This is a genomic window from Sphingomonas sp. FW306-05-A (genome assembly GCF_058782275.1).
The window spans coordinates 13,819-26,146 of sequence record NZ_JBYSXN010000003.1 but is presented as its reverse complement, the minus strand read 5'-3'; the positions used below and the strand labels follow the sequence as shown (position 1 = coordinate 26,146).

General features: G+C 65.4%; 8 protein-coding genes. 3 read left to right on the top strand and 5 right to left on the bottom strand.

What is annotated here, in order from left to right; all coding sequences use genetic code 11:
* Positions 1-254: 254 nt before the first annotated feature.
* Entirely contained in the window at positions 255-1,184 is a 930-nt protein-coding gene (locus tag AC3WJR_RS16440) for a hypothetical protein (protein WP_492726252.1), read from the bottom strand.
* Between the two features lie 238 nt (positions 1,185-1,422).
* Positions 1,423-2,043, bottom strand: a complete 621-nt coding sequence (locus AC3WJR_RS16435; RefSeq protein WP_492726250.1) for a hypothetical protein — start codon at positions 2,041-2,043, stop codon at positions 1,423-1,425.
* An 82-nt stretch (positions 2,044-2,125) separates the two neighbouring features.
* Here AC3WJR_RS16435 and AC3WJR_RS16430 point away from each other — a divergent pair, with 82 nt between their 5' ends.
* The 3 genes from AC3WJR_RS16430 (at position 2,126) to AC3WJR_RS16420 (ending at position 4,475) form a co-directional block, all read left to right on the top strand.
* Positions 2,126-3,325, top strand: coding sequence for a YihY/virulence factor BrkB family protein (locus tag AC3WJR_RS16430; RefSeq protein ID WP_492726248.1), 1,200 nt, complete (start codon positions 2,126-2,128; stop codon positions 3,323-3,325).
* A 246-nt stretch (positions 3,326-3,571) separates the two neighbouring features.
* On the top strand, positions 3,572-4,135 hold the full coding sequence (locus AC3WJR_RS16425; RefSeq protein ID WP_492726246.1) for a 3'-5' exonuclease: 564 nt from the start codon (positions 3,572-3,574) through the stop codon (positions 4,133-4,135).
* On the top strand, positions 4,125-4,475 hold the full coding sequence (locus AC3WJR_RS16420) for a hypothetical protein (protein ID WP_492726244.1): 351 nt from the start codon (positions 4,125-4,127) through the stop codon (positions 4,473-4,475). The genes AC3WJR_RS16425 and AC3WJR_RS16420 overlap by 11 nt, the downstream gene beginning before the upstream one ends.
* Here AC3WJR_RS16420 and AC3WJR_RS16415 read toward each other — a convergent pair.
* The 3 genes from AC3WJR_RS16415 to AC3WJR_RS16405 all read right to left on the bottom strand — a co-directional run bounded on the left by AC3WJR_RS16415 (position 4,462) and on the right by AC3WJR_RS16405 (position 12,328).
* Entirely contained in the window at positions 4,462-6,588 is a 2,127-nt protein-coding gene (locus AC3WJR_RS16415) for an alpha-L-fucosidase (protein WP_492726242.1), read from the bottom strand. The genes AC3WJR_RS16420 and AC3WJR_RS16415 overlap by 14 nt on opposite strands.
* Positions 6,589-6,602: 14 nt before the next feature.
* Positions 6,603-8,936, bottom strand: a complete 2,334-nt coding sequence (locus AC3WJR_RS16410) for a beta-N-acetylhexosaminidase (RefSeq protein WP_492726238.1) — start codon at positions 8,934-8,936, stop codon at positions 6,603-6,605.
* A 113-nt stretch (positions 8,937-9,049) separates the two neighbouring features.
* Entirely contained in the window at positions 9,050-12,328 is a 3,279-nt protein-coding gene (locus AC3WJR_RS16405; protein WP_492726236.1) for a TonB-dependent receptor, read from the bottom strand.

The following is a 12,328-nucleotide window of genomic DNA, read 5'->3' as shown; positions in this document are numbered from 1 at the left end:
TCACAGCCGAATGAAGGCGAGTTTGTCTGCCCGGGCAGTATGTCGACACCGTTTTACTTGATCCGACGGGCGACTTGGCAGGGAGCAGTCCGACTGCTTTTCAGAGCCTTGCAACTAGAAAGCCGACGCTTGACGCCCGCGTGAAACGCATCAGATTTTTGCGTCGGCAGGTTGCGCGGGTTTATGCTGTACTTGCTTGATGCAATGCTTGCACGCTTCGCATTGAGATGCCGATGATATGGATCGGTTTACCATCAGTGGTCCGGACGAAGATAGCCTGACTGCACGAGAAAAGCGCGTAGGGATTCGGGGAAATCGCGAAAATGGGTGCCATGCCCTTCCGGGCAGCGGTGGTTTACCCAAGCCGAAACGGGCACGCTGCAAGGCTCCCATAAGTCCCCGCCCGGCTCATAATGTTGCAGCATACTAGCCCATGCGGTCTCGAACTGTCCCGCCCGCACTGCGTCTGCGATGTACGCCGCACAGGCGCCATTGCGGTAGCGCTTGTTGGACAGACATGTCGGTGCCAGTCTCGCCATATCGGTAGCGAATACGCCCCGCAGCGCCGGATCGCGACTTTCATCCACAACTTTGCCCGCCTTGACCGCAAACAAGACGGGGGGACGCGGGGTGCAGGCATTACAGCCAAATGCAGATTCAAACGCGCCATCTTCAAATTTCAGGTCGATCCGACCGTCCGCAGAGAAATCCTGGGGTGAGTCTGCCAACTGTCCTTGCAGATCCGCCCCGTTGTAATCCTCCAGCGATAACGATTGGTAGCTGTTGCTTCTGGGAACAAGCAGCTGCAGCGTCAGTTTGCCGCCGGAACCGCCATATTGGCTTTCGACGATCACCCCAGGTCGCGGATCGTGCTGGTCAAATCGCACGACGGCAATTCGCGCATAAGCGCTTTGCTTATCGGTCAGCACCGTCATTGGTGCGACTCCCCGCCCGCCGACGGTTACAAACGCCTGATTATTGAATTGATCGTAGTGGCAGGATTCATTTTCGATAGCTGGCGGATTGGAACACGGCATCGCCTCCACATGCACACTGACGCCACCTGAGGTGAAGTCTAGCGGCAGCTTCTTGTACGATGCCCATGTCTGGAACGTGCCAATCGGAACATCGGCTGACGCAGCGCCAGTCAGGAACCAAACCAAGGCAAGAAGGATGATGCGCATTGCGATAGCTTAAACTGTCTACTGCTCTGCTGCCAGCGCCGCCCCGTGATTTAACGCACCTACTCCCGCCTTCCTCAAGCTTGACCGCATGATGTGCAATTTTTAGCTCTGCATCACAGTAATGCCCGATTTCGGGACTGCAGCGATCGGTCTAGAATGACCGGCTTTGGGCCTTTCCCGACCGGCAGCTTCGACAGCCAGTGTCCGGGAGGCCGGGTTTCCCGTCAGATATTAGCAATCAGCAGCGCTGTTCGCGTGTATTCGATGCCGGCAGCACGCGAAGGCGGCGCTTTCCCCAATAGCTCAGGTCCATCGACATACGGACCGGGACGCCTGCGTGCGAATAGACGATCTGGTCGCCCCGCTCGCCGTCGCCGGTGCTGCAATTCTTCCAGCCCTGCCGGTCGAGCACGTCGGTAATCTTGTAGACCGCATATTGGTCCTGCCCATGCCACAGGATCAACTGGTCGAACCCGCCGCCGCCATCATGGCCGACCAGATCGACCGCGGCTTCATACGGCCCCGCCCCCTGGAACAGCACCTTGTGGCGACGACAGCGCAGGCTGTCCCAGTCGGGCTGGACGCAATCGGTGAAGCCCGCCGCGCGGGCGTCCGCGATGCTCCCGCGCACCGGCAGTCCGCCGAACATCAGCCGCGCGGGAGGATGACGCTCCGGACCGCACGCAGCGAGGAGCAACAGAGCCAGCCATGATCCCCAGCGTATCAAGAAGCGCGCGCCTTCTACCGTCGATCGGTCCTCGATACGGGGTAAGATAAGGCTTGGCCACTGCGTCTCGAGCGCCACGACCGACGGTATCGACATGCAACCGTGGAACGGCACCCGGATCGAGGGGTTCACCTTACAGTGTCCATGGATCGGCACGGCGATCAGTGGGGCGTTAGTGGATAAGTACGGACATTCAGCGGAAAGCCCGTGGCAGATGCCGCGCGCGGCATGGTTTGCGGTGCTCAAGCGGGCCTGGGCGGAAACCGGCAACGACAATATCGGGCTGATCGCGGCGGGCGTCGCCTTCTACGGCTTTCTCGCGCTGGTGCCGCTGCTGGGTGCGACCGTGCTGGTCTACGGGCTTGCGGCGGATCCCGCGACCGTCATCCGCGACATGACGCAGCTGACATCGGTGATGCCCGCCGATGTCGCACGCCTGATCGGCGAGCAATTGATGGGCGTGGTCCAGGCATCGGACGGCAAGAAGGGTCTGGGCCTGGCGCTCGCGCTCGCCCTCGCGATCTTCGGTGCGCGCAACGGGGCGGGGGCGATCATCACCGCGCTCAACGTCGCCTATGAGGAACAGGAGAAGCGCGGGTTCATCCACGTCAACCTGTTGGCGATCGGGATCACGGCATCCGCGGTAATCGCGGCAATGCTCGCGCTCGTGGCGATCGCCGCGCTCGGCTATTTGCAGGCGCTGTTTCCGGGGGCACCCGAAGCCGCCGTCATCGCGGGCAAGGTCGCGGTCTATGCGCTCGTCCTGTTCGCCGGCGCGACCGCGGCCGGGGCGCTGTACCGCTACGGCCCGTCGCGTCGGCACGCGCGCTGGATGTGGCTGACGCCGGGGTCGCTGTTCGCTGCGCTGATGTGGCTGTTCCTGACGATCGGTTTCGGTATCTATGTCGCGCAGTTCGGCAATTACAACGCGACCTACGGGTCGCTCGGCGCGGTGGTGGTGACGCTGACGTGGCTGTATCTGTCGAGCTACATCCTGTTGTTCGGTGCCGAACTCAACGCCGAGCTCGAGCACCAGACCGCCAAGGACACTACCCACGCCGACGCCCCGATGGGGGAGCGCGGTGCCTGGGCAGCGGACAACGTCGCGGGCGACGGGCACGACGCGCCCGCCTCGACCGGTCTCGCGGAACCTGCCGCGCGGCTCGACGCGCACCCACGCCAGGCACCCACCACCGCGATCGGTGTTGCCAGCGGGCAGGTCGCAGGGCTGGTCGGCGCGCAGAAGGTCGGATGGAAGACATCGGTCGCCGCCACGCTCGGCCTGTCGCTGTTGCGCCGCGGGCGGGGGCTGGAGGGCGCGTTGCTGGTCGGCGGGACCGCGGCGCTGGCGTGGCTCGGCCGCGACCGCGCCGATCCGGACGAAGTGTCGCAAGACGTTGTAATCGGGTCTTGAATGCCGAAACGCCCGCACCCACATGCTGATCAACGTCAACAACTGAAAGGAGGTGGTCGAATGTCTCATTGTCCAACGCCGCTCGCGGCACGTCTCATGGGTCTGGCTTCCACCACGGAGGCCGCGCTCGTCTGAGCTGCGCCGCTTTGGCAAGACAATGGAAAGGCCGTCCCGCAAGGGGCGGCCTTTCGCTTTTCCGGACCGGTACCGATGGGCCGTTTGGCCATAGTCCTGCGTTCGGGCTTGATGCTGGTCTTTCTCGATTTCGAAGCTTCGTCGCTCGCCAAGAAAAGCTACCCGATCGAGGTGGCGTGGGTGTTCGAGGACGGGCGTTCCGAAGCGCATCTCATTCGTCCCGCGCCCGAATGGACCGACTGGGACCCCGCCGCCGAAGCGATCCACCACATCCCGCACGCAACGCTGCTGACCGACGGCACGCCGCATGACGTCGTCGCCGCGCGGATGGTCGAAGAACTCGCCGGGCATGATCTGCTCGCGAGCGCGCCGTCCTGGGACGGCAAGTGGCTCAGCGCGTTGCTGCGCGCAGCGGGTGTGGACCGGCGAACGCTCCGCCTGCGCGACAGCGACGATGCGCACCGTGAAATCGCGACCGAAATCCTCGCCCCGCTGGTGCCGGAAGCCGACCTCGCCAACACAGTCGGCGATCTGCTCACGCTGACCGACGTCCGCGCGCCCGATCACACACCGGAACACCGCGCACTGGCGGATGCGGTCGAGGAACGCGAACGCTGGTGCGCGGTGCGCGCCGCGGCGCTGCACCTGGCGGCGGAGCTCCGCCGTGGCGGCTGAGTATCCGACCACCCCCGACGGCCGCTATTTCGTCGTGCGCGGCCGGTTGTGGCGCAAGAGCAACCCCGCCTTGTCGGACACCGAACGCCAGCGCCACGTCAACGCGCTGATGGACGCCCGCCGCGCAGTCGGCGTAGCCCTGCGCGCGCACGACAAGGACGCAGAAGCGGCCGCCCGCGCGCACGTCGATCGCGCGAAACATGCGCTCGGCGAACGCGGTACGGTGTGGTGGGACGACGGCGCCCCCGACCTCAACCGGCATATGGCGCGCAATACGCCCTATGCCGACTGGTTCGCATCGCTCGATCACGCCCAGGACGGACCCGCTACGCCCGCGTGATCACCCCAAGCTCCGCGATCGCCACACGTGTTTCGCCGCCAGCGGTGTGGGGGAAATCGATCCGCAGATACCGCCCCGAGCGCGGCCGCGCGAACGAAAGCCGCTGCGGTGCCTGATTGGCGGCGATGTTCGAGAATTCCCCCGTCTCGACCGCAGCCCCCGCAAGATCCGCCGCATCCCCGACGCGAACCGACCAGCGCGACGGATCCCCCGCCCCTTGTGGCGCGTGCCACGCGGGTTTGAGGACGAAGCCCCGCACCGTGACGCTCCGCCCGAAGTCGATGGTGACGTGCGCCGGCGCATCCTCGGTCACCGGCGAGATCCAGTCCGTCCGGTTGTTCTCGTCGATCAGCCGTTCCGCCTCCGGTGCGCTCGCATCGACGATCCGCCAGTCGCTCTTGCGCAGGTCGAAACTGCGGCTGCCCGCTTCGCTGGTTCGCCCGCTGGCTGCGTCGATCGCGATCGCCCGCACCGTGCCCCCATCCGGCAACGCGAACGGCGCGGTATAGCGCGCCGACCGCGCCGTCGGCACCGCGCCGTCCAGCGTATAGGCGAGCGATTGCCCCGGCGTGTCCGCGACGAGCGTCACCATCCCCTGCGCATCGCGCAGGATCGCGGGCGGATCGAGCAACACCGGCTGGCGGTACAAGGCGACCTGCGTGATCGCAGGCGCCGCCGCCGCCGCAACGACCCGCAAGCGGACCTGCGATGCAGTAACCGGCGCGGGCAGCCGGATCAGCCGTTGCGCGCCGATCCCGCGTTTTTCGATAAGCGTGCGCCAAGCGCCGTCCGCTTGCGCGATATCGATCGCGAACCGGTCGACCCGCAAGCCGAGCGGGAGATGTTCGGCCAGTCGAACCACGTCGAACGTCTTCGCTCCCGCCAGCGCAAGCGTCAGCGTCGGGGTGTGCATGGCCTCATCCGCCATCCAGAAGCTGTCGGCACGACCATCGAGCACGTTCGCGCCTGCGTAGCGCGCAGTGTCAGGCGCGACGCTGCTCACGGTCACACGCGCCGCCGCTGCATGATCGACCCGATACATCGTGCGCACCGCATCGCCGAAGCGGCGCGCCTTGTCCGCATCCTCGTCGGTGATTCGGCCACGCGTGTCGGGCGAGAAGTTGAGCAGCAACACCGTGCTGCGCCCGACCGTGTCGAAATAGATCTTCATCAAATTCGCCGCGGTCCGGCTCTCGCCATCCTCATGCGGATGCCAGAACCAGCCGTGCCGCGTCGAGACGTCCGCTTCGGCAGGCCACCACACCGCGCCGCCGCGCACGCCGCTATTGCCCTTTTCGGGCGTGAACGGCGCGTCGTCCATCGTCGCCCAGCACGGGTCGCCCGCCTCGCCTTCCTCATTCCCAACCCAGCGCAGGTCAGCGCCCTTGGGGTCGAAGGTACACGCCTCGGGCTGGAGCGCGTGGACATAAGAAATGATCGAGGGCCAGTCATAATAAGGCACCGCATCGATCTTGCGGACTTCGCGCGCGCCGCCGTAATAGCCGTCGCCGCCATTCGCCCCGTCGAACCACACTTCGAAGATCGCCCCGTAGCGCGTCAGCAGTTCGCGCAACTGATTGCGGAAATAGAGGAGATAGGCGGGGCGACCGTAATCAGGATGATTGCGATCCCATGGCGACAGATACACCCCGAACTTGAGCCCCGCGCGCTTGCACGCCTGCGCCAGCTCGCCGACGATATCGCCCTTGCCGCCCTTGTACGGGCTGTTCTTCACGCTGTGTTCGGTGAACGCACTTGGCCACAGGCAAAAGCCGTCGTGATGCTTGGCGGTGATGATCAACCCGCGCAGATTGGCCGACTTGGCGACCGCGACGACCTGGTCGGCGTCGAAGTCGGTCGGGTTGAAGAGCTTGGGATCCTCGTCGCCATACCCCCATTCGCGATCGGTGAAGGTGTTGATCGTGAAGTGGACGAAGGCGTTCTGCTCCATCCGGTGCCACGCAAGTTGCCGCGGCGACGGCGTCGCGCCGTAAGCCTCGGGCCCCGAGGGGCGCGTCGTGCAGCCGGACAAGGCCATCCCCCCGGCGGTCCCGGCAGCGAGCATCAGCGTCTCGCGGCGATTGGCGATCGGGTGGCGGTTGGGCTGGTCCATCAGTTTCTCCCGGGTCATCGGCGGATCAGCCGGACGGATTCAAGGGCGTAGATCGGGCCACCTTCCGGCGGGATCGTGATAAGGCACAGGTCAGCGGTCATCGGTGCGCCCGGCGGCAACAGCATCGCCGCCGTCACGCTGGGTCGGTTGTCGCTCGCGGCGGGGTCGGGCATCGCGGCGCTCGCGACCACGGGCCCTTCGCACGTCCCCATCCGCGCGATCAGCGTGCCGAACCGCGCCGGGCTCAACCGCTTGACGACCCGGACTTGCTGGTCTGCGCGCAGCGCAAAGATTGGCGGAAGCCGCCCGAGCCGCACGGTCATCGCCTTGGCAACCCCGACCGGCGCGGCGTCGTAACGCCAGCACGTATCGAACAGATTGACGTTATAGGCGGGTGCTGCGGCTTCCTGATCGGGCATCCCGGCGAGCCGCAAGCGGATCCCCGCGGTCTGCAGGCACAAAGGCAACCGGCTGTTGTCGCGCGTCAACAAGCCGGCTTCGCTCAGGTCGAAGCTCCGGTTCGCAGACAGGGGCTGGCCGTCCACCGCGAAGGTCCGCGCCTGCAGGGTCGCCCCGACCTGCAACGCGAGCGGCTTGCGGTAGGCTGGCGAACGGACCGTCGGCGCGCGGCCATCCGCACTGTAATGGATCACCCCGGCATCGACCTGATTGGCAAGCGTGACTCGTGCCTTGCCGGTCTGCAACATGGTCGCGACGGGATCGGCCAGCGCGAAGGTGACCGCATAGGCGCTGTCCGCCGCCGCGATCCCCTGCTGCGCATAGCGCCAGCGTTGCGCGGGCAAACGGTCGAGAAACCCCGGCCAGTCCCGCGCCGCCTTGGGCGACCAGCCGATCTCCGCTAGCGCGGACAGGCGTGGAAACAACGCCGCCTCGGTCCGCGCAGGTCCGACGATATGCTCGCTCCACAGATTGGCCTGCACCCCCAGCACATGCTGCGCGCGGTCCGCCGCAATCCCCGCGGGCATCGGATCGTAGCGATAGATCGCGGAGAGCGGCTGCACCTCGAGCCGCCCCGGCGGTTCGTCGCCGGACGTGCTTTCGAGATTGTTGAGGTACATCGTCGGCGACGGGGACAGCACAACGTCATGCCCTTGCGCCGCCGCGGCCACCGCCCCCGCCTCGCCGCGCCACGACATCACCGATGCCGACGGCGGCAATCCGCCTTCGAGGATCTCGTCCCAGCCGATCAGCCGCCGCTGATGCTCTGCCAGATATCGGCCGAGCGTATCGATGAACCAGCTTTGCAGCGCATCCTCGTCCTTCAGCCCCAATTCGCGAATCCGCGCCTGGATCACGGGCGACGCCTGCCACTGCTGCTTGATCGCCTCGTCCCCGCCGACATGGATGTAGGTCGACGGGAAGATCGCCATCACCTCATCCAGCACCGCCTTGACGACGTCGATCGTGCGGTCGCTCGCATCGAACAGATAGGGGTTCACCCCCCAGTTGATCGACACCGGCGGGCGATCCCCCAGCACGCCGAGCGCGGGATAGGCGGCGACGGCGGCCTGGCCGTGCCCCGGCAAGTCGATCTCGGGCACGATCGTGACCCCGCGATCCGCGGCATAAGCGACGAGGCCGCGCAAATCGGCCTGCGTGTAGAAGCCGCCGTAGCGCTGCGCGTCTGTGGCGCTCCCCGCCGAGGGTCCGGTGCGCCACGCGCCGATCCGGGTAAGCTCGGGGTAGCGCTTGATTTCGATCCGCCAGCCCTGATCGTCGGTCAGGTGCAATTGCAGCACGTTCAATTTGTGCTGTGCCATCTGATCGACGATCCGCTCGATCTCGACGATCGATAGCATGTGCCGCGCGACGTCGAGCATCACCCCGCGCCAGCCGAACCGCGGCCGATCCGCGATGTCGAGCAGCGGCACCGCGACCACGTCGGTTTCCCGCGCATCGCTCGTCAGGACTTGCGCGAGCGTCATCGCGCCGTTGCGCAATCCTGCGTCGCTTGCCGCGGAAACGACGATCCCGTCGCGTTTGATCGAGAGCCGGTACGCTTCCCCGTCGCCGGTGCCCGATCGCTCGAACCGGATTGCCGCCGGACGACCCGCGTCCCCTTGCGCTGGCTGCATCGTCAACCGCAAGTGACGGACCTTGGCGACGATCGCGATCGCCCGCCGCGCTGCGCGATCGGCGACCGTGTCGCCGGTCGGTACCGAAACCTCCATCCCGGAAGCGACGCGGAACTGCCCTTTGGTAACGGTCATCGCGGCGGGCATCGGCACCAGCTTGACCGACGGTTTGCCCGAAGCCGCAATAGCGCAATCACTCGCCTGGACGAGCGCAACCGCGATCGCGGTGCGCAACAGGATGCGCCGGATCATCCTAGCGGACTCCACAATGATGGCATCGGCAACGGTCCCCTCGCCCGCCCGCACGGCGGCATGTACAAAACGGTCCGGCACCCCGCCGTTTGGGGCGGAATGCCGGACTTGGATCAGAAGTTGGTCGTCACCCCGATCGAGATCTGCCGCCCGAGCGAATCGTAGCGCGCCGGGATCGTGTTGCCGCGTGACAGCGCGAAGGCGTAGCTGTTGGCGATCACCGGCGACATCCGGTCGAAGATGTTGTTCGCCGACAACGTCAGCACCATCTGCTTCTTGATCGAGAAGGTCAGCGCCAGATCGATGTAATTGTAATCCGGGATGCTCGTATATTGCGTCACGCGGTCCGCCGCAGTCGACCCGATCGCGGGCTCCGTGCTGTTGAGCGTAGTCTCGGTACCCCCGATGAAGCGCCACGCCACCGACGCGCCGAACGTGCCGCCGTCGCTGGTATAGGTCGTCCGCGCGATATGCGTCCATGCCGGGACCGGCTGACCGCAGCGTGGCCCGAAATAGCCGACGCAGTTGCGCGCCGGGGTGATCACCGAATCCTGCCCGCCCGACTGGGTCGTCAGCGATCCCGTGAACAGCATGTCGACCTTGCCCTTGATCGCCCCTATCGGCACCGAATACTGGCCCGAGAAGTCGATCCCCTCGGCGGTCAAGCGGTATTGGTTGGTGGTACCACCTTGGATATACCCCGTCGCGGTACTGGTATCTGCGCCGTACAGCGTGCCGTCCGCATTGCGTACGATCCGCGAGCAATAATAGGGGTCCGAGGTGGCGACGCAGCCATCGACCGCGAAGTTGGCGTAGTTGAAACCGATCACTTGGTTGACGCGAATGCGGTAATAATCGACCGAAAGCGACAGCCGCGGGACAAAACTCGGCGTCAAAACGACCCCCGCCGTGACCGTTCGTGCATCTTCCGGCTGCAATTCGAACCCGCCGGTCCGCTGGCGACACATCTGGTCGGGGCACAATAGGGTTGCGCTGTTGTACAGATTGTCGGGCAGCCCGCTCGCACGGCATGCCTGGATGCTGCCGCGCGGCGCGCCTTGTGTGCCGTCCGCGTTGAGCGTCGGCGCGCAGAAATCGTTGACGTTGTAGTTGGTGAACCCAACCGTCTGGTTTCCCTCATAAATGCTCGGCGCGCGCTGCGCACGATTGAGCCCGGCGCGCAGCGTGATGTCGCGCACCGGCGAATAGACGCCCTCGATCTTCCAGGTTGGGAAGGTCTGGCTGTTGGTGTTGTACTTGGACACGCGGTAGCCGGCGTTGACCTGTAACAGCTCGAAAAACGGCTTCTTTTCGATCAGCGGCAACTGCGCCTCGACGTTCGCCTCGCGGACGTCCTGGCTCCCGCGATAGTTCTGCCCGCCATAGACGTCGATATACCGGTCGTTGATCGTGTTGTTCTGGTTGGTCCGGCGATATTCTCCCCCGAAAGCAAGCGCCAAGCCCTGCTTGGCAAGCGGCGAGGCGATGCCGAACCGGGTGAGGTCGACCGTCAGGTTCGCGGTGGCATCGATGAACTCGGTCCGATTGTCGCTGATCGCGCGCCGCTCATCGAACAGATAGTCGCGCAGTTCCGCGCTGCCGGTGCCAGCCGCGAAGATGTTGAGCGGAACGCAGTTCGGATCGGTGCCGTTGACGACCGACCGGCACGTCGCGACGCCGCCGACCGACACCACGTCGAGCGCACGATTGATCTTGCTGAACAATGGCTTGCCATCGGTGATCCACAGCGCGCGGTTCTTGGCGTAGACGCCGCCCACGTCATACTTGATCCCTTCCGCGATCTCCCCGCGGACGCCGCCCGCGATGCGCAGGTTGCGGTTGTCGAACGTGTCCGACGAGCGATTGCCGCCGAGGCCCGGGAAGCCATATTGCACGTTGACCGGCGCCAGCGCCCCGCTCCCCGCCGCCGACCCGCACACGATCTGCGCCTGCTGCGCCGACATCAGCGGGTTGTCGCAATTGACCTGATAGGGTGCCGATCCATAAGCGTTCGAGCTCTGGACGTACGGGCCGTAGAAGCTGTTCTGCGACTTATCGCGTGAATAGAGCACGTTCGCGTAGAGCTCGACCGCGTCGGACACCTTGAAATTGACGAACCCGCCGAGGTTCAGGCGATCGTAGCCGCGCTGTGCTTCGCGGTCCGCGCTGTTGCTATAGCCAGGAACGGTTGCCGCATCGACGAACGTGCCCTCGGTCCCGGTGGGGTTGGAAAAGTTCTTTCCAGCGTTCGTACCGCTGAGCGGCGTGATCGTCCCGTTGGGCGATGCCGCGGTCAGCAGGCAGTTATAGCCGCTCCCCGAGCGCTGGATCTGGCATCCCGACGTGTCGCGGTCGCGGAAGAAGATCGGGTCGCCGTGACGATAGCCGACGAAGCCCGTGAGATTGAGCCGACCGTCGAGAAAATTGTGCCCGGCGGTTGCGTTGACATCCACTCGCCCGCCATCGGTGGCAAGCCCGGCGGGGGTGGCGATCCCGTTGGCCGCCGCGATCGGGGTCGAGGCGTTGGCGCGGTTGTCATGCTGGAAGAAGCTGTAGTTGCTCGATAAGCGCAGGCCTTCGAAGTCTTTCTTGAGGACGAAGTTGACCACCCCCGCGACCGCATCCGATCCATAGACCGACGATGCGCCACCGGTCAGCACGTCGACGCGATTGATCAGCGAGACGGGGATCAGGTTGATGTCGACCGCTTCGGAATCGGTAATCCGCTGGCCGTCGATCAGCGTCAGCGTGCGGTTGAAATCGAGCCCGCGCAGTTTCACCCGCTGCTTGCCGTTGCTGTTCTGATAGGCTTGCTGTGAATCGGGCGTCACCTGCGGTAGGCGGTTGAGCACTTCCTCGACGTTGATCGCGCCCTGCTGGCGGATCTCGTTGGAATCGACGCTCGTGATCGGGCTCGCGCTTTTCAGGTTCGGACGAACGATCCGGGTCCCCGTCACGACGATGTCGACCGGCGGGGTGGCAGGTGCAGCCGCCGCTGGTGCAGGCGCCGCCTCGGGCGCGGCAACCGGCGCTGGCGTCGACTGCAGGCTGGCGGGCATCATCGATGCGGTGGGTTCGCCGATCACATAAACGCCCTGCGCGGTCGTCGAGACCGTCAGCCCGGACCCAGCCAGCATCCGGCCGAGCGCCATGCCAGGCGTCATCTGCCCCCTGACCGCCGGGGAGGTGCGATTGCCGATCCGGCCCTCGTCGAACACCACTTGGACACGCGCTTCGCGGCCCAGCGTGCGGATCGCCTGACCTAGCGGTTGCGGGGGAATATCGACCGACACCAGCGCCTGCTGCGCAAGTACGGGAGGGGCCACTGCGACGCTGATCGCTGCGATGCTGCCCCGTGCAAGCAGTGCTGCCAAACCGACTTTGTACGCCAT